The organism is Pseudomonas sp. HR96, from assembly GCF_034059295.1.
Lineage (GTDB): Bacteria > Pseudomonadota > Gammaproteobacteria > Pseudomonadales > Pseudomonadaceae > Aquipseudomonas.
In genome coordinates, this window is record NZ_CP139141.1 from 2036433 (window position 1) to 2062332 (window position 25900).

Annotated in this window: 17 protein-coding genes and 1 pseudogene; 8 read left to right on the top strand and 10 right to left on the bottom strand. The window is 64.4% G+C overall.

The genetic code is table 11. The features are described 5' to 3' along the window. The first annotated feature begins 70 nt into the window (after positions 1-70). Together SFA35_RS09500 and SFA35_RS09505 are read left to right on the top strand one after the other, a co-directional pair. A complete protein-coding gene (locus tag SFA35_RS09500; RefSeq protein ID WP_320577593.1) occupies positions 71-1345 on the top strand; it encodes a HAMP domain-containing sensor histidine kinase in 1275 nt (424 codons plus the stop codon). A gap of 42 nt (positions 1346-1387) precedes the next feature. After that, positions 1388-2065, top strand: coding sequence for a response regulator transcription factor (locus tag SFA35_RS09505; protein ID WP_320577595.1), 678 nt, complete (start codon positions 1388-1390; stop codon positions 2063-2065). A gap of 3 nt (positions 2066-2068) precedes the next feature. Here the strand turns inward: SFA35_RS09505 and tkt are convergent, their stop codons facing one another. Further along, positions 2069-4150, bottom strand: coding sequence for a transketolase (tkt, locus tag SFA35_RS09510; protein ID WP_320577599.1), 2082 nt, complete (start codon positions 4148-4150; stop codon positions 2069-2071). Between the two features lie 338 nt (positions 4151-4488). Here tkt and pstS point away from each other — a divergent pair, with 338 nt between their 5' ends. From pstS to pstB, 4 genes are all read left to right on the top strand, one after another. Next, complete coding sequence (pstS, locus tag SFA35_RS09515) at positions 4489-5508, top strand: phosphate ABC transporter substrate-binding protein PstS (protein WP_320578945.1); 1020 nt, start codon at positions 4489-4491, stop codon at positions 5506-5508. Positions 5509-5583: 75 nt separating this feature from the next. After that, entirely contained in the window at positions 5584-6579 is a 996-nt protein-coding gene (gene pstC / locus SFA35_RS09520; protein WP_320577604.1) for a phosphate ABC transporter permease subunit PstC, read from the top strand. A 50-nt stretch (positions 6580-6629) separates the two neighbouring features. Then, a complete protein-coding gene (gene pstA, locus SFA35_RS09525; protein WP_414058535.1) occupies positions 6630-7448 on the top strand; it encodes a phosphate ABC transporter permease PstA in 819 nt (272 codons plus the stop codon). Beyond that, positions 7448-8236 carry a phosphate ABC transporter ATP-binding protein PstB gene (gene pstB / locus SFA35_RS09530; protein ID WP_414058506.1) on the top strand — a complete coding sequence of 263 codons (789 nt, stop codon included), beginning with the start codon at positions 7448-7450 and terminating at the stop codon, positions 8234-8236. The genes pstA and pstB overlap by 1 nt, the downstream gene beginning before the upstream one ends. Before the next feature lie 53 nt (positions 8237-8289). On the opposite strand, the gene SFA35_RS09535 is transcribed toward pstB, so the two are convergent. Together SFA35_RS09535 and SFA35_RS09540 are read right to left on the bottom strand one after the other, a co-directional pair. Further along, a complete protein-coding gene (locus tag SFA35_RS09535; protein ID WP_320577608.1) occupies positions 8290-8853 on the bottom strand; it encodes an ATP-dependent Clp protease proteolytic subunit in 564 nt (187 codons plus the stop codon). An 84-nt stretch (positions 8854-8937) separates the two neighbouring features. Beyond that, positions 8938-9105, bottom strand: a pseudogene (locus tag SFA35_RS09540) (KGG domain-containing protein); the annotation flags it as partial. 414 nt (positions 9106-9519) lie between these two features. Here SFA35_RS09540 and SFA35_RS09545 point away from each other — a divergent pair. Next, a complete protein-coding gene (locus tag SFA35_RS09545; protein WP_320577613.1) occupies positions 9520-13611 on the top strand; it encodes a CheR family methyltransferase in 4092 nt (1363 codons plus the stop codon). A 116-nt stretch (positions 13612-13727) separates the two neighbouring features. Here the strand turns inward: SFA35_RS09545 and ligD are convergent, their stop codons facing one another. The 4 genes from ligD to SFA35_RS09565 all read right to left on the bottom strand — a co-directional run bounded on the left by ligD (position 13728) and on the right by SFA35_RS09565 (position 20396). Continuing rightward, a complete protein-coding gene (gene ligD, locus SFA35_RS09550; protein WP_320577615.1) occupies positions 13728-16352 on the bottom strand; it encodes a DNA ligase D in 2625 nt (874 codons plus the stop codon). Between the two features lie 20 nt (positions 16353-16372). Beyond that, positions 16373-18553, bottom strand: a complete 2181-nt coding sequence (egtB, locus tag SFA35_RS09555; RefSeq protein ID WP_320577617.1) for an ergothioneine biosynthesis protein EgtB — start codon at positions 18551-18553, stop codon at positions 16373-16375. Positions 18554-18684: 131 nt separating this feature from the next. Beyond that, entirely contained in the window at positions 18685-19110 is a 426-nt protein-coding gene (locus tag SFA35_RS09560; protein ID WP_320577620.1) for a DUF1810 domain-containing protein, read from the bottom strand. A gap of 137 nt (positions 19111-19247) precedes the next feature. Next, positions 19248-20396, bottom strand: coding sequence for a PatB family C-S lyase (locus SFA35_RS09565; protein WP_320577622.1), 1149 nt, complete (start codon positions 20394-20396; stop codon positions 19248-19250). A 213-nt stretch (positions 20397-20609) separates the two neighbouring features. Between SFA35_RS09565 and SFA35_RS09570 the strand changes: the two genes are divergently transcribed. Next, the gene (locus tag SFA35_RS09570) at positions 20610-20858 is read left to right on the top strand and encodes a CsbD family protein (protein ID WP_320577624.1); all 249 of its coding nucleotides are present in this window, start codon (positions 20610-20612) and stop codon (positions 20856-20858) included. A 63-nt stretch (positions 20859-20921) separates the two neighbouring features. Here the strand turns inward: SFA35_RS09570 and SFA35_RS09575 are convergent, their stop codons facing one another. The 3 genes from SFA35_RS09575 to SFA35_RS09585 all read right to left on the bottom strand — a co-directional run bounded on the left by SFA35_RS09575 (position 20922) and on the right by SFA35_RS09585 (position 25762). Beyond that, positions 20922-21230 (bottom strand): YgdI/YgdR family lipoprotein, encoded by a 309-nt coding sequence (locus SFA35_RS09575; RefSeq protein WP_320577626.1) that lies wholly within the window; start codon positions 21228-21230, stop codon positions 20922-20924. Positions 21231-21408: 178 nt separating this feature from the next. Further along, the gene (locus tag SFA35_RS09580; protein ID WP_320577628.1) at positions 21409-24915 is read right to left on the bottom strand and encodes a PAS domain S-box protein; all 3507 of its coding nucleotides are present in this window, start codon (positions 24913-24915) and stop codon (positions 21409-21411) included. Between the two features lie 121 nt (positions 24916-25036). Continuing rightward, complete coding sequence (locus SFA35_RS09585; protein ID WP_320577631.1) at positions 25037-25762, bottom strand: pirin family protein; 726 nt, start codon at positions 25760-25762, stop codon at positions 25037-25039. Positions 25763-25900 lie beyond the last annotated feature (138 nt).

The following is a 25900-nucleotide window of genomic DNA, read 5'->3' on the forward strand; positions in this document are numbered from 1 at the left end:
TGACCGTGACGCCCCCCGGACTATCTTCGCGGCATTACTCGAATCGTCATCACCCTCACAGCGGACCCTCATGGAGTTCAAGCAAAGCCTCAAGCAGCGTATCGTCATTGTCTTTGCCTTGATGTCGGCGTTGGTAGGCGGGGTGTTCGCCAGTGGGATCGTCGCCACCGTGCACGTGGTCGAGCGCAAGCTGACCACCATTGGCCTGAACGGCAACCTGCATCGCCTGCTGGTCAGCGATTCGGTGGAAACCTGGACCCACCAGCCGCAGAAAGACGAGTGGTTCTTCGTCCAGGGCGGGGTTGGCGACCTGGCCATGGATGACAAGCTGGCCCGGCTGGAGCCCGGTTTCCAGGAAATCACCCGTGACCACCATCCCTATTACGCGATGGTGCAGGAAGTCGACGGGCGCAAATACGTGCTGCTACGCGACCGCGAGAGTTTCGACAAGCGCCAGCATCTGCTGTTTACCGTCGCGATCATCGGCTTTGTCCTGTGCATCCTGCTGGCGATGCTGCTCGGCTGGTTGCTGGCGCGCAAGGTGATGGCGCCAGTGGTCAAGCTGGCCGGCCAGGTGCGCCACCGCGACCAGTCGCTGGAGATGGCCCCGGCCTTGGCACCGCACTACGCCCGCGACGAAGTGGGCGAACTGGCCGCTTCGTTCGACGGGGCGCTGGGCCGCCTGCGTGATGCACTGCGCCGCGAGCGCCTGTTCACCGCCGATGTCAGCCACGAGTTGCGCACCCCCTTGATGGTGCTGGCCAGCTCCTGCGAACTGCTGCAGGTCGACCCCAGCGTCGACAGTCGCGCCCAGGCCCAGGTGACGCGCATGGCCCGGGCCAGCCTGGGCATGAGTCAACTGATCGAGACCTTCCTGATCCTTGCGCGGGCCCAGGGCGATGGCAGCGGGCGCCTGTGCAGCCTGGCCGCGGTGGGCGACGAAGTGGTCGAGATCTGGCGCCAGCCCATCGAAGAGAAGGGGTTGAGCTTTGCCTATCTAGCGGATAGCCGCTGTACCACCCTGTATAACCACACGTTTCTCTATTCAGTGATGAGCAATCTGGTGCGCAACGCCTGGCACTACACCGATTCGGGGTTCATTCGTCTGACCCTGCTGGATGACGGATTCACCGTGCAAGACAGCGGCATCGGGATACCCGAAGAAAAGCGTCAAGCCATGTTCCAGCCTTTCGTACGCGGCGACGAGCAGCGCGGCGAGGGCCTGGGACTGGGCCTGTCACTGGTCCAGCGGATTTGCCAGAACCAGGGCTGGAGCGTCAAGTTGTCGGGCCTGGAGCCCCATGGCTGTTGTTTTACCGTCGAGTTGGCCGCCCTGGTCGACTGACAGTGTGTTTCGAGATCCATTGAAGATACGAGTGCCCAACCCATGCGGATCCTGGTTGTAGAAGACAATCGCGACATCATGGCGAATATCATCGAATATTTGCAGCTCAAGGGATGCGAAACCGCAAGTGCACTGGATGGCTTGACGGGGCTGCACCTGGCCGCTACCGAGCACTTCGACGTGATCATTCTCGACATCATGTTGCCCGGCATCGACGGCAACCAGATATGCCGCAGCCTGCGCGCCAGCAGCAAGCGCCACGTGCCGATCATCATGCTCACCGCGCGCGACGAACTGAGCGACCGCCTGACCGGCTTCAAGGCCGGGGCCGACGACTACGTGGTCAAGCCGTTTGCCCTGTCCGAGTTGCTGGCACGCATCGAGGCGCTGTCACGGCGCATCAATGGCGGCGGCCGGCGCGTGTTGCAACTGCATGACCTGAGCTATGACCTGGACACCCTGGAGATCCGCCGCGCCGGAATCAAGCTCAAGCTCAACCCGACCAACCTCAAGCTGCTGGCCATCCTGATGCAGAAGAGCCCGGCGGTGGTAACCCGCCGCGAGCTGGAGGATACGCTGTGGGGCGACGATCCACCCGACAGCGACAGCCTGCGCAGCAACATCCATCTGCTGCGCCGGGCGCTGGACAAGGGTTTCGACCAACCTTTGCTGCACACCGTCCATGGCGTGGGTTTCCAGTTGTGCGTCAAATCGCGCTAGCGGCTATTTCTGCATCTGCTCGCGGGCCAGCTTGACGACGTTGTCGACGGTGAAACCGAACTTGGCCTGCAGCTTTTCGATCGGCGCCGAGGCGCCAAAGCTGTTCATCACCACCTTGGCCCCGGTGTTGCCAACGTAGCGGTCCCAACCCATAGGCCCGGCCTGCTCGATGGCGACCCGGGCGGTAACGGCCTTGGGCAGCACCTGCTCGCGGTAGGCCGGGTCCTGGTCTTCGAACAACTCCCAGCAGGGCATCGACACCACACGCGCGGCGACGCCGTCGGCCTTGAGCTTTTCGTACGCCTGCACGGCCAGGCCGACTTCGCTGCCAGTGGCGATGAGAATCACCTCCGGCTGCTGGCCCGCCACTGCATCGGCGAGCACATAGGCTCCCTGGGCGACCCCTTCGGCTGCGGCATACACCGAGCGGTCAAGGGTGGCCATGGGCTGGCGCGAGAGGATGATGCAGGACGGCCGGTTGGTCTGGGCCAGGGCGGTCTTCCAGGCCTGGGTAGTCTCGTTGGCGTCGCCCGGGCGCAAGGTCAGCAGGCCGGGGGTGGCGCGCAACTGGGTCAGGTGCTCGATGGGCTGGTGGGTCGGGCCGTCTTCGCCGACGCCGATGGAGTCGTGGGTGAAGACAAAGATCACCGGCAGCTCCATGATCGACGCCAGGCGGATCGGCGGCTTCATGTAGTCGCTGAACACCAGGAAGGTCGAGGTGTAGGGCCGAATGTAGCTCAGCGCCAGGCCATTGGCGATCGAGCCCATGGCATGTTCGCGGATGCCGAAGTGCAGGTTGCGGCCGCTGTAGTCCTTGGCCGAGAAGCTGCCGGCGCCCTCGAACGTCAGGTTGGTCTTGGTCGACGGCGAGAGGTCGGCCGAACCGCCGATCAGCCAGGGGATCTGCTCGGCAAAAGCGTTCAGCACCTTGCCCCCGGCAGCGCGGGTGGCCTGGCCCTTGGCGTCGGCGTCGAACACTTGCTGGGCATCGGCCCAGTGCTCGGGCATTTCGCCCTGGCGCATGCGCTCGAACTCATCGGCCAGGTTCGGCTCGCTCTGCTTGAGGGAGGCGAAGGTGCGCTGCCAGCCTTCGTATTGCTCGGCGCTGCGGGCCAGCAAGGCCTCGCGCAGGTGCGTGCGCACTTCTTCGGGCACCAGGAAGCTTGAGTCTTCCGGCCAGCCGTAGGCCTGCTTGGTCAGCTTGATTTCATCCACGCCCAGCGGCTCGCCATGGGCGCCGGCGGTGTTGTGCTTGTTGGGCGAGCCGTAGCCGATCACGCTGTCGACCACGATCAGGGTCGGCGCATCGGTGGTCTGGCGGAAGGTTTCCAGGGCCCTGGCCAATGCTTCGGTGTCGTTGGCATCGGTCACGTGCAGGGTGTTCCAGCCATAACCCTTGAAGCGCGTGGCGACATCCTCGTCGAAGGCCAGCTCGGTGTGCCCTTCGATGGTGATGGTGTTGTTGTCATATATCCAGCATAGATTGGCCAGCTTCAGGTGACCGGCAATCGAGGCGGCCTCGGAGCTGACGCCTTCCATCATGTCGCCGTCGCCGCACAGGTTGTAAACCTTGTAATCGAACAGGGTCGCGCCGGGACGGTTGAAGCGCTCGCCCAGCCAGCGCTCGGCCATGGCCATGCCGACGCTGTTGGCGCAGCCCTGGCCCAGCGGGCCGGTGGTGGTTTCCACACCGGTGGTCATACGGTATTCGGGATGGCCGGGGGTTTTGGAGTCCAGCTGACGGAACTGCTCGATGTCGCTCAGGCTGACCGCAGGCTTGCCGCTGGCCTTGCCGTGTTCGTCGATTTCCACCACGCCGGCCAGGTGCAGCAACGAATACAGGAGCATGGAAGCGTGGCCGACGGACAACACGAAGCGGTCGCGGTTAGGCCAGTCCGGATGCTCGGGGTGGTAGCGCAGGAAGCGGCTCCACAACGTGTAACCCACTGGCGCCAGCGCCATGGGCGTGCCGGGGTGGCCGGAGTTGGCCTTCTGCACGGCGTCCATCGCCAGGGTGCGAATGGTGTTGATGCTCAATTGGTCGCGGTCGTGGGAATTGGATGAAGAGGTGCTGGGGGTAGGCATGCGTTCGATCTCACTCACGATTCTGGCGGGCGGCAGCGCCCGGGAAAGAGCCACGCGAGACGGCTCCCGGTGATGATGTCCTTGGGGTTGACCGCAAGGGCAGGGGGGAAGTTGCCGTGGATTGGATGAAACCGGTGGCGCCTGACCCACGCGGCGCAGTCACCTCGGCCAACCTGAAAAAAAGTTTAGCTATTCAGCAACATGTCAACGCGCTGTCATCAAACCGAAATATAGAAAGCATTAAATCGTCATCGCCGAACCACGAAGACCCAATGAATGGCGTCCGGTTCCCCAGCTTTCTCAAAAGCTTCTTCACACTAGTCAAGCCGAGGTAATGCCTGATGTTGCTGAGCAAAAATCGTCTGTCGCTTCTCCTGGCCGCCCTGTGCCTCAGCGGTGCAGCGCACGCCACCGACGTGACTGGTGCCGGTTCCAGCTTCGTATTCCCCGTCTTGTCCAAGTGGTCGCAGGACTTCAGCAAGAGCTCGCCGCACCGCATCAACTACCAGTCGATCGGTTCGGGCGGCGGTATCGCGCAGATCAAGGCCGCGACCGTCACCTTCGGTGCCTCGGATGCCCCGTTGTCGGCCGATGACCTCAGTGCCGCCGGCCTGGGCCAGTTCCCCAGCGTGATCGGCGGCATCGTGCCGGTGGTCAACGTCGAAGGCATCAAGCCTGGCGAGCTGAAGCTCGACGGCCAGACCCTGGCGAAAATCTTCCAGGGCCTGGTGATCAAGTGGAACGACCCGGCCATCGTCGCGCTCAATCCGGATGCCAAACTGCCCGACAGCACCATCACCGTGGTGCACCGTTCGGACGGCTCGGGCACCACCTTCAACTTCACCAACTACCTGTCCAAGGTCAGCACCGACTGGGCCACCGTGGTCAAGTTCGGCACCACCGTACCGTGGCCGGTGGGTGTCGGCGGCAAGGGCAACGAAGGGGTCTCGGCCTACGTCAAGCAGATCAAGAACTCGATCGGCTACGTCGAATACGCCTACGCCAAGCAGAACAACATGTCCTACACCCTGCTCAAGAACGCTGCCGGCAAGTTCGTCGCGCCTGAGGCCAAGACCTTTGCCGCCGCCGCCGACACTGCCGACTGGGCCAGCGCCAAGGACTTCAACCTGATCATGACCAACGCGCCGGGCGACGCCGCATGGCCGATCACCGCGACCACCTGGATCATCATGTACAAGACCGCCAAGAACGCCGAGCAGAGCGGCGCCGCGTTCGACTTCTTCAAATGGTCGCTGGAGCACGGTCAGGAGCAGGCCGCTTCGCTGGACTACGTAGCGCTGCCCAGCTCCCTGGTCAGCCGTATCGAAGACTACTGGAAGACTCAGTTCACCCGTTGATTCAAAACCCGGACATCCTCTGCCCGAGCCGCCACGGCGGCCTCGGCCAGGGGATGTTCTTGCGAGTGGTCTTTCATGACTGAACAAACACCGACCCTGTCTGCACCTATGACCCAGACCAAAGACCTCGGCGAGGCCCGCGCGGCCCGCGATCAAAGCCACGACAAGTGGTTCCGCCGCACCATGTGCGGCGCAGCCATGCTGGTTCTGGCGCTGCTCGCGGCCATCGCCTTCTCCACCCTGTGGGGTGGCAGCCTGGCCTTGCACACATTCGGCTTCGGTTTCCTCACCAGCACCGACTGGGACGCGGTCAATGGCAAGTTCGGCGCATTGGTGCCGATCTACGGCACGCTGGTCACCTCTTTCCTGGCGCTGCTGATCGCCGTGCCGGTGAGCTTCGGCATCGCCATCTTCCTCACCGAAGTGGCGCCGCCCTGGCTGCGCATGCCGATCTCGTCGGCCATCGAATTGCTGGCCGGCATCCCATCGATCATCTACGGCATGTGGGGCCTGTTCGTCTTCGGTCCGTTCATGGCCGAGCACCTGGCGCCCTGGATCAACGACTACCTGGGTGCCGTGCCGGTGATCGGCCCGCTGTTCCAGGGCCCGCCGCTGGGCATCGGCATGCTCACTGCTGGCATCGTGCTGGCGATCATGATCACCCCGTTCATCACCTCGGTGATGCAGGAGGTGTTTCGCAGCGTGCCGACGACCCTCAAGGAATCGGCCTACGCCCTGGGCAACACCACCTGGGAGGTGGTCTGGGACATCGTGCTGCCCTACACCCGCTCGGCGGTGGTCGGCGGTGTGTTCCTGGGCCTGGGTCGCGCCCTGGGGGAAACCATGGCGGTGACCTTCGTGCTGGGTAACGCCCACCAGTTCTCGGCATCGCTGATGATGCCCAGCAGCTCGATCGCCTCGGTGATCGCCAACGAGTTCAGCGAGGCCTACACCGACCTGCACCGTTCGGCGCTGATCGCCTTGGGTTTCCTGCTGTTCATCGTGACCTTTATCGTGCTCGCCGCTGCGCGAATCATGCTGATGCGCCTGTCGCGCAAGGAGGGCCTGTGAGCCAGGACGATAGCCTTTATCGCAAACGCCGTCTCAAGAACAGCATCGCCATGGTGCTCAGCTGCGGCGCCACGGCGTTCGGCCTGCTGTGGCTGGTGTGGATTCTGATCACCACCATCGTCAACGGCTTCGCCGCGCTCAACGGCGCGCTCTTCACCCAGATGACGCCGCCACCGGGCACCGCGGGCGGCCTGGCCAACGCCTTCTACGGCAGCGTGTTGATGTCCGGGCTGGGCCTGCTCATCGGCACCCCGATCGGCCTGATGGCCGGGGTCTGGCTGGCCGAGTTCGCCCGCTACACCAAGCTGGGCACGGCTGTGCGCTTCATCAACGACATCCTGTTGTCGGCGCCGTCGATCGTGCTCGGCCTGTTCGTCTACACCGCCGTGATCCTGCCGCTCAACGCCGTGACCAACCACCAGGTCGGCTTCTCGGCCATCGCCGGTGCGCTGGCGCTGGCCCTGCTGGTGATACCGGTGGTGGTCCGTACCACCGACGAAATGCTCCAGCTGCAACCTTCGACCATGCGCGAGGCGGCCCTGGCCTTGGGTGTGCCGCAGTGGAAGCTGACCCTGCAGATCGTCCTGCGCGCCGCCAAGGCGGGCGTGGTCACCGGCATCCTGCTGGCCCTGGCACGCATCACCGGTGAAACCGCGCCGCTGCTGTTCACCGCCTTCGGCAACCAGTTCTGGAGCAGCAACCTGCTCAAGCCGATCGCCAGCGTACCGGTGGTGATCTTCCAGTACGCCATGAGCCCCTTCGACGACTGGCATGCCCTGGCCTGGGCTGGCGCCCTGGTGCTGACCCTGTTCGTCCTGCTGCTGAGCCTCGTGTCCCGTCTGATCCTTTTGCGCAATAGGTCCGCCTGATGACTGTCATTCAAAGTAACAGCCTCGTTAACGAACGAACCAAGATCAAGGTCCGGGACCTGGAGTTCTTCTACAACGGGCACCGCTCGCTCAAGTCCATCAACATGGACATTCCGGAAAAACGCATCACCGCCATCATCGGCCCATCGGGCTGCGGCAAGTCGACCCTGCTGCGGGTGTTCAACCGCATTTATGCGATGTACCCCAAGCAGGAAGCCAAGGGCGAAGTGTCGCTCAACGGCGAGAACATCCTGGCGCCGGGTTACTCCATGAACCGCCTGCGCAGCCAGGTCGGCATGGTGTTCCAGAAGCCGGTGCCGTTCCCGATGTCGATCTACGAGAACATCGCCTACGCCGTGCGCCATCAGGAGAAACTCTCGCGCCGCGAGATGGACGAGCGGGTCGAGCAGGCGCTGCGTGGCGGGGCGCTGTGGGACGAGGTCAAGGACAAGCTCAAGCAGAGCGCCCAGAGCCTCTCCGGCGGCCAGCAACAACGTCTGTGCATCGCCCGCACCATCGCCCTCAAGCCCCAGGTGCTGCTGCTCGACGAGCCGACCTCGGCGCTGGACCCGATCTCCACCGGGCGCATCGAGCAGCTGATCACCGAGCTCAAGGAACAGTTCACGGTGATCATCGTCACCCACAACATGCAACAGGCCGCGCGTTGCTCGGACTACACCGCATTCATGTTCATGGGCGAGCTGATCGAGCACAACGACACCGACATCATCTTCACCAAGCCTGGCAAGACCCAGACCGAGGATTACATCACCGGGCGTTTTGGTTGATTGCAGCCTGGCCAGGACCGATGTGGGAGGGGCAACCACCCTGAGCGTGTGCGTTACCCCGAATCCCCGCTGACCTTCCAATGCACCGCATCCTTGTCGAACACCACCTGTTCGATACGATGGGCGATGCCGCAGGCGACCGAATCCTGCGCGGCGATGACCTTTTCTTCCGCCGAAAGGCATTTGAAGATGTCCAGTTTGCGCTCGGCGTGTTCGGTCTCCTGTTCGAATATCCTTACATACCGGTCCAGGTCGTTATTCAGGCTGGACAGATATTCGCGCAACCGCGAATGATCCACTGACGCCTGGTTGAAGTACCAGTTCATCGGGTGAATCAAGTAGCGCGAGTGGGGCGAAGTAATGCGCTCGCTGGCCGCGAGAAACAATACGATGCCCATCGATTCTATATTGCCAGCATTGATCGCGGTGACCGGCACCGGCAGCGACTTGAGAAAGGTATAGAGGGTGAAGCCGAAGTTGGTGCTCCCGCCGGACGTTGACAAGTTGAGCAGCAAGGCACTGGCGCCCTCGGCCACAGCGGCCAGGCACTGGTCGCGAAAGCGTTCGCTGGTGCCCTGGTCGATCTGGCAGTGAAAATGCACGATATGCTGGCTCATGAGTGGCCCGCCTATCCAGAGAATGACAACCAAAAAAAAGGCCGAGGCGTCAGCCCCGGCCTTTGCGCTGCACGCTAGCGGCGGTCAGCTGCGGCCACCACCGCCCGAGCTTTTTCCGCCTTTCTTGCCGGCGTCGGAGGCTTTCTGCCGGTCGTTGGCGAAATTGTTGCCGCCCGAGGCTTGTCCGCCCTTGGCCTGGCCGCCTTTCTTGCCGGCTTCCGAAGCCTTTTGACGATCGTTGGAGAAGTTGCCTGGGTTCTGTGTGTTAGCCATGATCGATTCTTCCTTTGTCGGGTGCAGACACGGCGAGTGCCGGAATGCAAGACTGCTGGTAAGCATGGAGTGAAGGTCATCCCTCACACTTACTCTGAAAAGAGCATTGTCATAAAGTTTTCGCCGAGCGCTCGAGTCGGACGAGTGGTCGCAAAGTTAAAGTAACAATAAGTTTGTGCTCAAACTAAAAATCGCAGTAACCATTAGTTATAAGTTGCCGCAATAAGTTGCCTGAGCTGCGTTATAAGCCGCACGGGCGGGGGTTTTGTCGCCTGCGGCGCGGCATCCTTGACCATAAAAAAAGCCTTGGCAGGCGATTTTTTCTATACAGTGGCGTCTGAATTTCAGGGCTCTGGCAGTACGCACGGCCTTTATCCGCTACAAGGTGTTCCCATGCCCCCCGACCTGCCTTGCCATCTTCCCGCCCAGGCCAGCGCAACGCGCTTTGCGGTGGTCGGCGTGGGAGCGTCGGCGGGCGGCTTGCAGGCGTTGCTCAGCCTGTTCGAAAGCCTGCCTGCCAACCCCGGGATGGCCTTCGTGGTGGTCATGCACCTCAATGCCACGCACAAGAGCAGCCTGGCGCAGATCATCGGCAATGCCACGACCATGCCCACCCTGCAGGTCAGCGAGGCCGTGCACATCGAGCCGGACCACGTCTATATCATTGCCCCGGGCAACGACCTGCTGATGGCCGACGGCGTGCTTTCGCTCAAGCCGGTGCAGCGTGCCATCGGCCCGCAGGTGGCTATCGATCTGTTCTTCCGCCAGTTGGCCATGGCCTACCAGAGCCACGCGGTGGGGGTGGTGCTGTCAGGCGCCGGCGCCGACGGCTCGGTGGGCATCGCGCAAATCAAGGGGCAGGGTGGGGTGACCCTGGCGCAACTGCCCGAAGACGCCGAATACGAGTCCATGCCGCGCCACGCCATCGACACCGGCATGGTCGACATCGTGCTGCCGGTGGCGCTCATGGCCGAGCGCCTGATGACCCTCAACAGCAGCATTCGCCGCCTGCATGACCAGCCGCCGGCCTGCCTCGAGCAACCGGCGCACGAGCCCGAGGAGCTCAACCAGGGGCGGGCGCTGCGTGAGGTGCTGGCCTTGCTGCGGGTGCGCACCGGGCACGATTTCAAGCTGTACAAAGGCGCCACCGTGCGCCGGCGCATCGAGCGGCGCATGCAGGTCAACGGCATCGCCGAGCTGAGCGCCTATCACACGTATCTGCGCGACAACATGGCCGAGACCCAGGCCCTGCTCAAGGACATGCTGATCGGCGTGACCAATTTCTTTCGCGACGCCGAGGCCTTCGAGGCGCTGGAGCGCGATGTGCTTGCGCAACTCTTCGACGAAGAGCGCCTGCAGGAGCAGGAGCGGGAGATTCGCGTGTGGTCGGCGGCCTGCTCCACCGGGGAAGAGGTCTACAGCCTGGCCATGCTTCTGCTCGAACAGGCCGACCGGGCGAAAGCACCGGTCAACGTGCAGATCTTCGCCACCGACATCGACGAGCAGGCGCTGCAGGTCGGGCGCAAAGGCCAGTACCTGCCCGGGGTGGTCGCCGACATCGGCCAGCGCCGGGTCAAGCAGCACTTCACCGTGGAAACCGACCTGCTGCGCATCAAGAAGGAGATCCGCGAGCGGGTGCTGTTCGCCAAGCACAACCTGCTCAACGACCCGCCGTTCTCGCGTCTGGACCTGATCAGCTGCCGCAACTTCCTCATCTACCTGGACCGCGAGGCCCAGGCCACGGTGCTGCAGATCTTCCACTTCGCCCTGCGCCCCGGGGGTTACCTGTTTCTCGGCAACTCCGAGTCGGCCGAAGTCTGTTCCAACCTGTTCGTGGCGGTCGACAAGAAGCTGCGCATCTATCGCGCGCGCAACGCCTCGCGGGTCATTCGCGCCACCACCATGAGCCAGCCACCACCGCCACCACGGACTGTAATGGAGCCGGCCCTGCCGGAACCAGGGAGAAAGAAAATTTCCTTTGCCGACATTCACCAGCGGGTGCTGGAACAATACGCGCCACCCAGTGTGATCATCGACCAGGCGTGCAACATCGTGCACACCTCAGCGCGGGTCGGCCGTTTTCTGCGTTACGTCGCCGGCGAGCCGACGCACAACCTGCTGGCGCTGGTCCAGCCGGAACTGCGCCTGGAATTGCGCACTGCGGTGTTCCAGGCCTCGCAGAGCGGCAAGAGCGTCGAGGCGCGGCGGGTGCGTACCAGTCGCGACGAGCGCCAGTACTACATCAACATGATTGTGCGCCCGTTCAGTGACAGCTCGGCCATGGCCGAGTACATGCTGGTGTTGTTCGACGAGGTCGAAGACGTGATGGGCACCGAGGTCAGTGCCTCCCACGAGGGTAAGGACAGCGTGCTGACCCAACTGGAGGCCGAGCTGCAGCGCACCAAGGAGCAGCTGCAGTTCACCATCGAGCACTCCGACACCTCCACCGAAGAGCTCAAGGCGTCCAACGAGGAGCTGCAGGCGATCAACGAAGAGCTGCGCTCGGCTTCCGAAGAGCTGGAAACCAGCAAGGAAGAACTGCAGTCGATCAACGAGGAGTTGAGTACGGTCAATGCCGAGCTCAAGGCCAAGATCGAAGAAACCGGCAAGATCAACGACGACCTGCAGAACCTCATCACCTCGACCAACATCGGTACGGTGTTCGTCGACCGGGTGATGCGCATCAAGTGGTTCACTCCGCAGGCGGCGCAGGTCTTCAACATGATCGAAAGCGACGTCGGCCGCTCGCTGCTGGACATCACCCATCGCCTGGATTACCCCGGGCTGGCTGACGACGCGAGCAAGGTGTTCGAGTCGCTGCACCAGATCGAGCGCGAGGTGCACAGCCACGACAACCGCTGGTACCTGGCGCGTCTGCTGCCCTACCGCACCCTGGACGACCGGATCGAAGGCGCGGTGCTGACCTTCATCGACATCACCGAGCGACGCCTGGCCCAGGAGCAGGTACGCCAGGGCGAGGCGCACATGGCGCTGATTGCCCAGAGCACTCGCGACCACGCGATCATCACCACCGACCCCCAGGGCGTCATCACCTCGTGGAGCCGGGGCGCCGAGGCGATTTTCGGCTACAGCGAAGCGCAGGCGTGCGGCCAGGACATTGCCCTGATCTACAACGACGAGGATCGCCAGGTCGGCCGGCCCAAGCTGCAATTGCGCCTGGCCCAGGAACGCGGCTACGCCGTGGACCAGCGCTGGCACCCACGCCAGGATGGCCAGCAGATCTACTGCAGCGGGGTCTTCAACCCGCTGGAAGATGGCGCGGTGCGCGGTTTCGCCTTCATCGGCCGCGACACCACCCGCGAGCAGGAGCACTTGAAGAAGCAGCGCGTGCGGCTGAAAAAGACCCAGGCCACCAGCCTGCTCAAGGACGAGTTCATGGCAGTGATGTCCCACGAGCTCAAGCACCCGCTGAACCTCATTCAGCTCAACGCCGAGTTGCTGGCGCGCAGCCCGGGGGTGGCCGCTACCGACACCGCAGTGCGCGCCACGGCAGCGATCCAGCGCGCGGTGCGCAGCCAGGCGCAGATCATCGACGACCTGCTGGACATCTCGCGGCTCAAGACCGGCAAGCTCAAGCTGGAACGCCAGCAGGTCGATTTCGCCCAGCTGATCGCCGACATCGTCGCGGTGGTCAAGCCTGCTGGCGAGAGTGCCGGGGTCGAGCTGAGCTATGACGCCGGCGGCGCCGAGGTATGGCTGCAGGCCGACCCGGTGCGCCTCGAACAGATTGTCTGGAACCTGTTGAACAATGCGCTCAAGTTCACCCCGGCGGGCAAGCGCGTCGAGTTGAGCCTGGGCCTCGAGCAGGGCTCTGCCGTGCTGCGGGTGACCGACGAGGGGCAGGGCATCGAGGCCGACTTCCTGCCACGGCTGTTCGACATGTTCGGGCAGGCCGAGCTGCAGCACAGTGCCCGTGCCAAGCATGGCCTGGGCATTGGCCTGGCGCTGGTGCGGCAATTGGTGGAAGCCCACAACGGACGGATCGAAGCGACCTCCGAAGGCCTGGGCAGGGGCTCGAGCTTCTGCGTCTGGCTGCCCCTGCCTGCGGTAACGCCGGCCATGCTGGCGCTGGCAGCCAGCGGGCCCGGTGGCCTGAGCGGGTTGCGCGTGTTACTGGTGGACGATGCCGATGAAGTGCTGGAGATGATGTGCCTGCTGCTGGAGTCGGAGGGCGCAGTGGTATATGCCACAGCCGACCCGCTGCTGGCGCTGGCGGCGGCCATGGCCGAGAGCTTCGAGGTCATTCTGTCCGACATCGGCATGCCGGGGATGGACGGCCATCAGCTGATCCGCGAGATCCGCGCCGAAGGGCTCAACCGCAACACCCCGGCCATCGCCCTGACCGGCTATGGCCGCGAGAATGACGTGGCGCTGGCCCGGGAAGCGGGCTTCAACCTGCACCTGAGCAAGCCGGTCAGCGTCGAGGCGCTGATCGAGTCGGTGCAGCATTTGATGATTCGCTAGGGGCCGGTGGTGGCCGTATTGGACATCTCGCCAGGCGCTGGGTAGATCACACCGGCCTGGCGAACTCCCGGGGGCATTGCCCCCTCCCACATTCAAGGCCCGGCCAGATTATTGAGCTAGCCCAAGCGCTTTTTCATGGCGCCGGTGATGCTCTGGCGGGTGCTGAAGAATTTCTCCCAGGGGTCTCCTTCCAACGTTTGCAAGCGTTCGTGGACGTTATGGATATCCCACTGGTTGGCGCTCTTGATCTCGGTCAGTTCCTCGCGATAGATCGGCACCGACACCGGCAAGCCTTCGCGCGTCCGAGCGGCAAAGGCGCAGATGGTGGTGGCGCCAAGGCCGTTGCGCAGGTAGTCGATGAAGATCTTGCCGACGCGGTTCTTCGGCCCCGAGACCGCCGAGAAGCGCTCGGGCACCAGCCTGGCGATGTGCTTGACGATGGCATGGCTGAAATCCTTGACCTCGTCCCAATCGCCCTTGCGGGTCAGGGGCACCACCACATGGATGCCCTTGCCGCCTGAGGTCTTGAGGAAGGCGGTCAGGCCCAGCTCATCGAGCACCGTCAGCACCAGCTGGGTGGCCTCGACCATGCTCTTCCACGGCAGCGCCGGGTCGGGGTCCAGGTCCAGGGTAAAGCGGTCCGGGTGCTCGAAGTCCTTGGCGGTGGCGTTCCAGGTGTGCAGTTCGACGCTGCCCATCTGCACCGCGCCGATCAGCGCCTCGGCATTGTTGATGACCATGGCCGCCTGGCCGGCCTCGGCCTTGGTGTAGGCCTCGATGCCCGGGATGGCCAGGTGCTCGGCGTTCTTCTGGAAGAACAGTTCGCCGGCAATGCCCTCGGGCGCACGCACCAGGGCGACCGGTCGTTGCTTGAGGTGCGGCAGGATCCAGGGGGCGATGCGCGCGTAGTACTCGGCCAGTTGCATCTTGGTGGTACCGCTGCTGGCATCGATGACCCGCTCGGGATGGGTGATGCGCACCTGGCCGCCGAGGTCGGCGGGGTCGGCCTGGGCCGGCTTGGCGGCCTTAGCCTTGCGGGTCGAGGGTGTTTTGGGCTTGGCTGGCGCATTGGCCTTGCCTGGCTTGCTCGCGGTTTCCACGGTGATGTCCTCGGCGGGTTTGTCCTGGCGCAGGCCGTGGAACACGGCGTGGCGCACCGAGCCGTCACGGGTCATTTCGGCATAGGCGACCTCGGCCAGCAGGCTGGGCTGCAACCAGTGCACCCCGCGCAGCTCGCTGCCCGTGGGCGGGTTGCTCACCGCAGGCTTGGCAGTCTGCAAAGGCTGCAACTGGCTGTGCAGGGTGCGCAGGGTGGTTTCATTGAAGCCGGTGCCGACCTTGCCGGCATAGCGCAGTTCGCCACTGTCGGCGTCGTGCAGGCCCAGCAGCAAGGCGCCAAAGGCGCTGCGGCTGCCCTTGGGGTCGGTGTAGCCCACGATCACGAATTCCTGGCGGCGCTTGCACTTGAGCTTGACCCAGCTGCTGCTGCGGCTGGAGGTGTAGGCGCTGCCCACGCGTTTGCCGATCAGGCCCTCCATCTCCAGCTGGCAGGCGCTGTCGAGCAGTGACTCCGGGGTCTGGGCGAAATCATCCGAGTAACGCAGCACGCTGTCCTTGCTGACATGACCCTTGAGCAACTCGCTGAGGGCGGCGCGGCGCTGCTCCACTGGCACCTGGCGCAGGTCCATGCCATTGAGGTAGGGCAGGTCGAACAGGTAATAGACAATGGCGCCGCTCTTGCCGGTCTCGAAGGCGTTCTGCAGAGCCTGGAAATCCGGCACGCCGTGCTCGTTGGCCACCACCACTTCGCCGTCCAGCCAGCCTTCCTGCAGGCCGAGGGCGGCCAGTGCTTTGGCCTGTTCGGGCATCTTCGCCGTCCAGTCGTGGCCGTTACGGGTGAACAGCTGCACCTGGTCGCCCTCGATGCGCGCCAGCAGCCGGTAGCCGTCGAACTTGATCTCGTAGCGCCACTCGCCACCTGGCGGTGACTCCACCAACGTCGCCAGCTGCGGCTTGAAGCTGGCCGGCAACTTGGCCGGTTCGGCGCCCTCGAGCAACTTGCCCTTGGCGGGCGTCCGGCGCTTGGCCGGGGCCTGTTTGATGGGACGCACCTTGGCGGCTGCCGCGGCCTTGCCTGGCGCCGCTCGGTCGGCCTGGGTCGGCGCCACCAGGGTACGCTCGCTGAGGACGCTGTCGGGCAAGGCCTCGGTCACGCTGTATTCGGCCTCGGGCCGCGCGGCCTGGTCCTTGGATTTGATCAGGAACCATTGCTCTTTCTTGCCTTGCAGATGGGTCTTGACCAGGTTCCATACGCCCGCAAGCTTCTCGCCCTGCAGGCTGAACTTGAGCTTGCCCTTGGCGTAGCCCTCATGGGGATCGCCCTCGGGCTGCCAGATGCCACGGTCCCAGACGATGACATCACCGGCGCCATAATGCCCTTCGGGGATCTGCCCCTCGAAGCTGGCGTAGTCCAGCGGATGGTCCTCGACATGCACCGCCAGACGTCGGGCTTTGGGGTCCAGCGAGGGCCCCTTGGGAATCGCCCAGCTCTTGAGGGTGCCGTCCAGTTCCAGGCGAAAGTCATAGTGCAGGTGGCTGGCGTCGTGCTTCTGGATGCAGAACTGCAGGGCCTGTTCGCCGGCCTTGCGCCGCTTGCCCTTGGCGCCGGCCTTGGGGCCGGACGGCTCCGGGGTGGCGTCGAAATTGCGCTTGCGGTTGTATTCGTCCAGCGCCGTGGCCATGGCCCGTGCCCTCGCTCAGGTTAATACAGACAGAAGATGCCCACCTGCGGCGCGTCGCTCAGCCACTGGTGGCTGACCCGCCAGCCCGCCAGCGCCGCCAGTTCGGTGAACGACTGGGCGGTGAACTTGTGGGAGTTCTCGGTGTGCAGGCGCTCGCCTTCGGCAAAATGAAACGCCTGCCCGGCGACTGTGACCTGCTGATCGCGCAGGCTGACCAGGTGCATTTCCATGCGCTCCAGTTCGGCGTTCCAGCAAGCCAGGTGGCGAAACGCCTCGAGGTCGAAGTCGCCCTGCAACTCGCGGTTGAGCCGAGTCAGCAGGTTTTTGTTGAACGCGGCGGTGACGCCTGCGGCATCGTTGTAGGCCGCTTCCAGGATTTGCGGCTCCTTGACCATGTCGACACCGATGATGAACGCCGCGTCGCGCCCCAGCAGCGTGTGCGCCGAGCGCAGGAAATCCACTGCCTGGGCACGGGTGAAATTGCCCAGCGTAGAGCCCGGGAAGAAGCCCACCCGCGGCAAACCGCGGGCTGCGGAGGGCAGGCGCAGGGCCCGCGTGAAGTCATCCACCAATGGGGCGATGCTCAGGCGCGGGTAGCGGTTACGCAACTGCGAGGCCGCCTGGTCCAGGGCGTTGCGGCAAATGTCGATAGGCACGTACAGGCCGACCTGCGGAGCGGCATCGAGCAGCAGACGGGTCTTGTCGCTCGCGCCACTGCCGAACTCCACCAGGGCTGCACCGGTGGGTACCACGGCGGCCAGGTCGGCGGCGATGCGTTGCAGCAGGGCGGTTTCGGCGCGCGTCGGGTAGTACTCTGGGGTGGTGCAGATGTCCTCGAACAGCCGCGAGCCGGTGTCGTCGTAGAAGTACTTGGGCGACAGGTGCTTGTGCTCGGCCGACAGGCCTTCGATGACGTCGCGGGCGAATTCGCTGGCCGCCGGTTCCTTGTGCCGTGGCTCGACTGTCCCCGGCAGGCGCGCGTCACGGGCCAGGCGCAGGCCCGAGCACATCCAGCGCAGCCCAGGGCCGAAGAAGTTGCGGTAGGTCGGGCGACTGTGGCCCGGCGCGCTGATACTGGCGCCCCCGCGCAGGACCATCTGGTTGATCATGAACTTGCCGTTGTACTCACCGACTGCGCTGGCCGCCGGCTTGAAGCCGGGGTAGGCGCTGTAGGCACTCTGGGTCCATTGCCAGGCGCTGTCGTCGATTTGCTCCAGCTGGCCGCCGGCAGCGGCTGTTTCCCATTCCGCTTCGGTCGGCAGCCGGGCGCCGGCCCACTGGGCAAAGGCGGCGGCTTCGTAATAGCTGATATGGGTCACAGGGGCATTGGGGTCCAGCGGCTGCAGACCCCGCAGGGTCATTTCGTGCCAGCCTTCCGGGGTAGCGACCCAGTACATGGGAGCCTTCCAGCCTTCGTTCTGCACCGTCGCCCAGCCATCGGACAGCCACAGGTTGACCTGCTCGTAGCCGCTGGCTTCGATGAACTCCAGCCACTGGCCGTTGGTCACCAGCCGGTCGCTGATCTCGAAGGGTTGCAGGTAGGTCTTGTGGCGCGGGCCTTCGTTGTCGAAGCTGAAACCGTCGCCGTCATGGCCGATTTCCACCAGGCCGCCGTTCAGCGTCTTGAAGCGGCCACGGCGCCCAGCCGGGTCACGTGGCCAGTTGGCGTCGTAGGCGGGCTTGAGCGAGGACAGGCTGAACAGGTGATGGATGTCCATCAACAGCAGTTCCTGATGCTGCTCCTCGTGGGCCAGGCCCAGCGTGACCATCTGCTGAGCCTCGTCACTCAGAGGCTGGCCTAGCAGGCTATGCATGTGCAGGTCCACGTATTGCCGGTAGGCGACCACTTGCTCCAGCGCCGGGCGGGTCATCAGGCCGCGCTGCGGGCGTGGATGGCGCGGGCCCACGGCTTCGTAATAGGAGTTGAAGAGGTAGCAGAAGCTGGGGTCGAACGGGCGGTAGTCGGGCAGGTGTTCACTGAGCAGGAAGGTTTCGAAGAACCAGGTGCAGTGGGCCAGGTGCCATTTCGCCGGGCTGGCGTCGGGCATCGACTGCACCACCATGTCCTCGGCGCTGAGCGGGGCGACCAGGCTTTCGGTGCGTCGCCGCACCTGCTGGTAGCGTTCCAGCAACGGGTCGCTGTGCGGCGTGACGGCTGGGGCGCGGGCAAGGTGCAGGGCAGGACGGTTGTGACTGATCATCTGGCGGCTCCGACGGCTCCGTCGCTGGCGACGATAGGGGACGAGGGTCAATTGAGTGGTCTAGGTGTGACTGCCTCGGCTGCACAGGGTTCGGCGCAGGTGGCGCAAGCGCGATAGACGGCGCTTGGCCATCATTCGCCCAGCAAAAACAAGGTCTTGGCGTCGGCGTCCGCAGCGAAGAAGTGCTCCAGTGCCGGCGCGAACAGCGGATGCTCCGGAGCAATGCTGGCGAACAGGGTCAAGCAGGAGCGCAACTTGAGGTCGTCGGGGTGGCCGAGTATCTCCAATGCAGTCTTGTCGCGGTGCGCCAGCAGGGCGCTGACGCATTCCTCCAGCTGCGGGCCGAGCAAGGGGTGCAGCAGGTACGCCTGGGCCTCGGCAGCCCCGGACAGCGCATAGCGCTCAGCCATTTCGCTGTGCCCCAGGCCATGCAGCTGCGGAAATACGAACCACATCCAGTGGCTGCTCTTGCGCCCGCGCTGCAACTCTTCCAGCACCCGCGCATACACCGGCCGCTGGGCCTCGACGAAACGGTGAAGATTGAATGGGTCGTGCATGATCCACGCCTCCTGGGTAATGGAGTTGTGAATGGGCTGGGCGCGGGGAGTTCCATTTTTCGCAGGTCTGGCCGGTATGGCTGGGAGAGGGCAGACCCCCGAGCGGCGGTCTGCCCGGTTTGATCCCGTCCGGTGACTCAACGTGCGCGCAAAGCCCGCTCCATCCGCGTCAATCCTTCTTCGAGCAAGGCCCGTGGGCAGCCGAAGTTCAAGCGCACGAACTGCGCCTGGCCGCTGCCGAACTCCGGGCCGGCGCTGAAGGCCACCTTGCCCTGTTCGACAAAAAAGCGCTGAGGGTCGTCCAGGCCCAGCGCCGAGCAATCCAGCCAGGCCAGGTAGCTCCCTTGCGGCACCGTCATGCGGATGCCCGGCAGGCGTGTGGCCACGGCCTGCACCAGGTAGTCGCGGTTGCTTTGCAGGTAGGCGAGCATGGCCTGCAACCATTCACCACCATGGGCGTAGGCTGCCTGGGTCGCCTCCAGGCCAAAGGCGTTGACGCTGTCCACCAGGCCCAGGCGCGAGGCATTGAAGCGCTGGCGCAGCTCGGGGTTCTGGATCACCGCAAAGGCGGTCTTCAACCCGGCGATGTTGAACGCCTTGCTCGCCGACATCAGCGTGACCGTGCGTGCAGCGATCTGCGGGCTGAGCGAGGCAATAGGGACATGGCGGCGGCCGTCGAAAAGAATGTCGGCGTGGATTTCATCGGAGATGATCAGCGCGTCGGCGTCGACGCAGGCCTGGCCGATCAGGTGCAGCTCTTCACTGGCGAACACCTTGCCCAGCGGGTTGTGCGGGTTGCTGAACAACAGTGCACCGGCGTCCTTGAGGGCGCGGCCGAGCGCGGCAAGGTCGGTGGGGTATTCGCCATTGGCGTCAACGTTGAACGGCAGCTCGATCAGCGGCAAGTCCCAGTGCCCGGGTGCCACTCGCAGGGGCTGGTAGTTGGGCGTCTGCACCACCACGCCGCTGCCCTTGGCCAGCAGGCCGTTGAGGGCCATGTTCACCCCTGGCTCGACGCCTGGCAGAAACACCAGTTGGTCGGCCTCGACGCGCCAGGCATAGGCGCTCCAGAGGTACTCGACCAGGGTCTCGCGCAGGGCGTCCTGGGGCACGCAATAGCCCATCAATGGGTGTTCAAGACGTTGGCGCAACGCCTCGACCACTGCCGGCGCCATGGCAAAATCCATGTCGGCCACCCACATCGGCAGCACGTCGTCTGGGTACAGGCTCCATTTCTTGCTGCCTGTGCCCTGGCGGTCGAAGGTCTGGTCGAGGTTGAAGGTCATGGCAGGCTCTCGCAAATCAGGCAGGCTGCCTGATTGTGGCGGTGACGGCAACCCGAGGGTACTCCAAGGGGCTTGATGCCGAGGGCAACGTGATCCGGTGGAACTATTCCCCACCCCCCGCCCCCTAACTCATCAGGACCGGCAGCTCCATACGGATGCTGACCGCTCGTCATCGAGCGACTGACCGGGCACTTCAGCCATATGGGGAACATCATGAAAAGCGAACAAGTGGAAGGCGCAGCAGAGAAACTGGCAGGCAAGGCGCAAGGCGCATTCGGCAAGCTGGTCGGTGATCCCGGCGTGGAAGCCGAAGGCAAGGGCCACGAGGCGGCTGGCCACCTCAAGGAAACCTATGGCGACGCGCTGGACGGCGTGACCACCTTCGTCAAGGAAAACCCGATTGCCGCACTGGCCATCGGTGCGGGCATCGGCGTGATCATCAGCCGTCTGCTGCGCCGCTAAGCGTCAGCGCTGGCATAAAAAAACCTGGGCTAGCCCAGGTTTTTTCACATCTGCAGCAGGGACTCAGGGTTTGCTCACCCGGGTGACCTGCGACAGCAGCAGTTGCTTGTGCTGACCGCTGGAATCGGTGAAGGAGTAACCGCCATCGGTGAATTCCGGCGCGCCTTGGGTGGCGTAGGTCTTGCCATCGGCAGTGTGGATCACGTAGTTGCTCGAGCAACCCGTGGCCCCGAACAGGCAGGCTGCGGTCAGAGCGACGGCAGCGCAGGTGCGGGACAGAATGGAAACAGTGGTAACGTTGCGCATCACGCCTGACGCAGTGGCCTCATCCATGAGCTGACCGATAACCGGCAGCGATTTGTAGTTGTTCATGAGGACTCCAGAAGATAGCCAGAGATAAATGCGCAGGATGCTGTCTCGGGCTTGGGAGGGAGAATATCAAAGCCAACGGGAAAATCACTGGCCCGATGATATCACCTGACAAATGGTAGTTGCAGGAAATTGGATCCTGAACTATGGATTGGATCCTATAGGCCCACGTATCTTCCAGCTACCGCTCGAATGCCGGCTTTCCCAGCAGATCCAAGAGAATGGCCACCAACTTGTCCAGCTCGATCGGCTTGCCAACGTGCTCGTTCATGCCGGCTGCGAAACATTCCTGGCGATCGCTCTCGGTGACATTGGCGGTCATGGCGACGATCGGCAGGCGGTCGAAGCGCTCCTGGGCACGAATGCGGCGGGTGGCCTCGAAACCATCGATGTCCGGCATCTGCACATCCATCAATACGGCGTCGTAGGGCAGGGTGGCGGCCATGACGCTATGGACCCCCTCGATGCCGCCGCCGGCCACGTCGACCTCCGCGCCCTCGGCCCGCAGCATGGCCGAGGCGACCAGCTGGTTGACCTTGTTGTCCTCCACCAGCAGCAGGCGCCGGCCCAGCAGGCGGCGGGGTAATTGCGGCGCACTGATGCGTTTTTCGTACTGGACCATGGCCAGGCCGCGGGCGGCGTCGCCCAGCGCGCGTGCCAGCTGGCTGACGGTGACCGGCTTGCTCAGCACGCCGACATAGGGCCGCTCGCCGAAACTGTGCGCCTGCATCAAGGCCTCCTGGCCATAGGCGGTGATCATCACCACCGGTGGCGCCGGTTGCAGGTCTGCGCGTTGCTTGAGTTGGGTGGCGGCGTCCAGGCCGTCGACTTCAGGCATGCGCCAGTCCATCAGCACCACATCGAAGCGCGGGCCCTGGGCCGGGCGGGCGGCCAGTGCGGCGAAGGCCTGCTCGGCGGTGCTGGCATGCTCGCCGTGCCAGCCCAGGCCCTGCAGGGTACGCAGGAGGATTTCGGCGCTGATCGGGTTGTCGTCCACCACCAGCACATTCAGCGCCCGGGGGGTCGCCACCTGTTGCTGGGCCAACAGTTCGGCGGGCTCTCGGCCCAGTGCCAGGGTGATATCGAACCAGAACCGGCTGCCCACGTGCAGGTCGCTTTCAACCTTCAAGTCGCTGTTCATCATGCGCGTCAGGCGCCGGCAGATCAGCAGGCCCAGGCCGGTGCCGCCAAAGCGGCGGGTGATGGACACCTCGGCCTGGGTGAACCCTTCGAAGATGCGCCGCAGTTGTTCGGCGTTCATGCCGATGCCGCTGTCGACCACGGCAAAGCGCAGGGTAATGTCCTCGGCGCTGCGTTTGAGCTCGCGCACGCTGAGCACCACCTGGCCGAGGCTGGTGAACTTCAGCGCGTTGCCGGTGAGGTTGATCAGCACCTGTTGCAGGCGCAGGCGATCACCGATCAGCACCGCCGGCAGCTGCGGGTCGACATCGAAGATCATTTCCACGCTGCTGTTGGTCTGGTTGCCGGCCAGTACCACCGCCAGGTCCTGCAGCAGCACGTCGATCTCGAACGGCAGCTGTTCGATGTGCAGCTTGCCGGCCTCGATCTTCGAATAGTCGAGGATGTCGTTGAGCAGCCCCAGCAGCAGCCGCGCGGCGGTCTGCGCCTTGCTGATGAAGTCGTGCTGGCCACGGCTCAACTCGGTCTGCAGGACCAGGTGCAGCATGCCCAGCACGGCGTTCATCGGCGTGCGGATCTCGTGGCTCATGTTGGCCAGGAACGCCGACTTGGCGCGGTTGGCGGCGTCGGCTTCTTCCTTGGCCAGCTGCAGGCTGAGCTCCAGCTGGCGCTGCGCAGTGACGTCGATGGCAATGCCGAGAAAGCCGCTCAGCTCGCCGTCGACGTCGCGGATGGTGCTGACCAGCAGCTGCACGGCAAAGCGCTCGCCACTCTTGCGCACCAGCTGGCATTGGTAGTGCTGCGCGGGTCCCTGGCTCAGGGCGTTGTGGATGAAGCCATGCACACCCTCCAGTGGCCGTCCGAAGCGGCTGGCCATCGCGGCGTTCATCGCGGCCAGCTCCTCGGCATCATGGTAGACCGCCGGGGTGCACCGGCCGATCATCTCGGCGGCGCTGTAGCCGAGCATCTGTTCGGCGCCCTTGTTGAACAGGCGGATGATGCCCTGGGTGTCGGTGGCGACGATGGCCACGTCGATGGCGGCGGCCAGGATGCTGTCGAACAGGGTGTTGAGCTCGGACAGCTCGCCCGTGCGCTGCTGCACTTGGCCTTCGAGGATGTGGTTGAGCTCGAGGATCCGCGCCTGGGCGGCCTTCTGCTCGGAGATGTCGCGCACGGTCTTGGACAGGCCGATCACGTGGCCGTCGGCGCCATGGATCGGCGACAGAGTGATGGACACATGCAGGGAACTGCCGTCACTGTGCCGGCGCACGGTTTCCAGGCCATGGACCACCTCGCCCTGGGCCACGCGCTGAAAGTACTGCTTGCGCAGCGCCAGGTCGCCCTCGGGGTCGAGCATCAGGCCCAGGTTGCGGCCCATGACCTGGTCGGCGCTGTAGCCGAACAGTTTCTCCGCGCCGCGGTTCCAGCTGGTGATGGTGCTCTTCAGGTCCATGCTGATGATGGCGTCGGCCGAGCTCTCGACGATAGCGGCCAGGCGCGCCTGTTGCGCGGCCACCAGCCGTTCGCGACGCTGATTGACCTTGAGCAGCTGCACCAGCAGCGCCAGTACCAGGCTGGCCAGGGTGCCGAGCACGGCCACCAGCAAGGCGGAGGTCTGCCGCACGCCGGCGACGAATTTCGGGTAGGCGGTGAATTGCAGCCGCCAGACCCGGCCGAACACCGGCCGTTCGATGACGTAGTGGCCAGCGCCGTCCAGGTCGTTGCTCGGCTTCTCGCCGCTGCTGTAGAAGGACAGCGGATTGTCGCCGTAGGTGACGTCGAAGAACTCCAGGTGCAGGCGCTGGCGGTCGATGTCCAGGGCCTGGAGCATTTCGCTCATCACCAGCGCGACATAGGTCCAGCCCAGCGAATGATCGATACGCGCCTGCTCGGTGGCTGGCACCTCGGGCGGGCTGTACAGCGGCAGCAGCATGAGGAACGACTGGCTCGGCTGGCCGAGATCCTGGACCAGGGTGATGGGCGCGGTGATCTGGGTCTGGCCGAGGCGGGTGGAGTCCAGTGCCGCCTTGAGGCGGCTGGGTTCCGAGCCGATGTCCAGGCCGACCGCGCCGAGGTTGCGTTCGGGGGGTTCCATGTACTGGATGATCAGCCGGTCGCCGCTGTGCGGATTGAAACCATGCACGAGGAACTGTGGCCAATGGTCGGCCCGGGCGCGCTCGCTGAAGGCGGCCAGTTGCTCCTCCGGCACCCGGCGGACCACGCCGAAGCCGCGCGCGCCGGGAAACTCGTGGGGCAGGTCGCGGGCAGCGATGTAGGCGCGAAACTGCTCGCGGCTCATGCTGTCGACACCCACGGCATAGACCGCTCCGGCCGCGGCGCGCAGACCGTACTGGTACAGGCTGACCCGGCCGATCACGGCATCGGCCAGGCGCGTGGCCTCCTGGGCGACCGCCTTGGCGATGGTCTGCTGGTTGTCCCGCCAGGTCTGCACCGCACCCACAGTCGTGATCAACAGCCCGGCCATCAGGGTCAACATGGCCCATGGCGCGCGATTACGAAGATAGGCCAGCAGTGCGGTTGGGTTCATGGGAATTGGAATGGCCGCAGGCAGGGAAAGTTCTGCGCTGGGAGTATAGGTGCTGCACACCAAACCGGCCTTGCGGCGTCTCGGGGGGCATGGCCCCCGAGGTTCCCGGGCCGGTTGCCGGTCAGCCTGGCATGCGCGGCAGTTCCTGTGCGCGCAGGTCGAACACCAGCACCTCGGCATCCAGGCCGCGGCTGAGGGTCAGCGCCTGTTCCTCACGCACCCGCACACCGTCACCGGCCTCCAGGCGCTGGCCGTTGAGCTCCACCGAGCCGCTGGCCACATGGACGTAGGCGTAGCGGTCCGCTGCCAGTTGCAGGGTGGCCTGCTCGTCGCCGTCCAACAGCCCGGCGTAGACCAAGGCGTTCTGCCGCACGCTGAGCGAGCCATCGGCGCCGTCCGGGGAGATGATCAACTGCAGGCGGCCACGCTTGCTCTCCCGGCTGAAATGCTCCTGCTGGTAGCGCGGCTTGGCGCCGGCCTCCTGCGGCACGATCCAGATCTGCAGGAAGTGCACCGGCTCGGTGGTCGAGGCGTTGTACTCGCTGTGGGCAACGCCGGTCCCGGCGCTCATCAGTTGCACATCGCCTGGGCGGATCACCGAACCGGTGCCCAGAGTGTCCTTGTGCTCCAGTGCGCCCTCCAGCACGTAGGAGAAAATTTCCATGTCGCGGTGCGGGTGCTGGCCGAAACCGCCGCCTGCCGCCACGCGGTCATCGTTGATCACCAGCAGGTCGGAAAACCCCTGCTCCAGTGGGTTGCGGTAGTGACCGAAGGAAAACGTATGGTAGGACTTCAACCAGCCGTGGTTGGCGACACCGCGTTGCGAGGCTTTTCTGAGCGTCAGCATGTTCTATCTCCATCACTGCCCGGTGGAGTCACGGCGCCTTGAGCGGTCGGCGTGTCTGGGCGTGTTGAAGTGAAGGTTACGGTTTACCGGAAGGTGGATAAACCGGCTGCAATGAGCATGACTGTCATCAATGGGTTG

What these genes read in the sequence shown, in the direction of transcription:
- SFA35_RS09500 (WP_320577593.1), top strand. Translation starts at nt 71, where the DNA reads ATGGAGTTCAAGCAAAGCCTCAAGCAGCGTATCGTCATTGTCTTTGCC.
- SFA35_RS09570 (WP_320577624.1), top strand. Translation starts at nt 20,610, where the DNA reads ATGAAAAGCGAACAAGTGGAAGGCGCAGCAGAGAAACTGGCAGGCAAG.
- SFA35_RS09575 (WP_320577626.1), bottom strand. Translation starts at nt 21,230, where the DNA reads ATGAACAACTACAAATCGCTGCCGGTTATCGGTCAGCTCATGGATGAG.
- SFA35_RS09560 (WP_320577620.1), bottom strand. Translation starts at nt 19,110, where the DNA reads ATGCACGACCCATTCAATCTTCACCGTTTCGTCGAGGCCCAGCGGCCG.
- egtB (WP_320577617.1), bottom strand. Translation starts at nt 18,553, where the DNA reads ATGATCAGTCACAACCGTCCTGCCCTGCACCTTGCCCGCGCCCCAGCC.
- ligD (WP_320577615.1), bottom strand. Translation starts at nt 16,352, where the DNA reads ATGGCCACGGCGCTGGACGAATACAACCGCAAGCGCAATTTCGACGCC.
- SFA35_RS09585 (WP_320577631.1), bottom strand. Translation starts at nt 25,762, where the DNA reads ATGCTGACGCTCAGAAAAGCCTCGCAACGCGGTGTCGCCAACCACGGC.
- pstC (WP_320577604.1), top strand. Translation starts at nt 5,584, where the DNA reads ATGACTGAACAAACACCGACCCTGTCTGCACCTATGACCCAGACCAAA.
- pstB (WP_414058506.1), top strand. Translation starts at nt 7,448, where the DNA reads ATGACTGTCATTCAAAGTAACAGCCTCGTTAACGAACGAACCAAGATC.
- SFA35_RS09545 (WP_320577613.1), top strand. Translation starts at nt 9,520, where the DNA reads ATGCCCCCCGACCTGCCTTGCCATCTTCCCGCCCAGGCCAGCGCAACG.
- SFA35_RS09535 (WP_320577608.1), bottom strand. Translation starts at nt 8,853, where the DNA reads ATGAGCCAGCATATCGTGCATTTTCACTGCCAGATCGACCAGGGCACC.
- SFA35_RS09565 (WP_320577622.1), bottom strand. Translation starts at nt 20,396, where the DNA reads ATGACCTTCAACCTCGACCAGACCTTCGACCGCCAGGGCACAGGCAGC.
- pstA (WP_414058535.1), top strand. Translation starts at nt 6,630, where the DNA reads ATGGTGCTCAGCTGCGGCGCCACGGCGTTCGGCCTGCTGTGGCTGGTG.
- SFA35_RS09580 (WP_320577628.1), bottom strand. Translation starts at nt 24,915, where the DNA reads ATGAACCCAACCGCACTGCTGGCCTATCTTCGTAATCGCGCGCCATGG.
- SFA35_RS09505 (WP_320577595.1), top strand. Translation starts at nt 1,388, where the DNA reads ATGCGGATCCTGGTTGTAGAAGACAATCGCGACATCATGGCGAATATC.
- tkt (WP_320577599.1), bottom strand. Translation starts at nt 4,150, where the DNA reads ATGCCTACCCCCAGCACCTCTTCATCCAATTCCCACGACCGCGACCAA.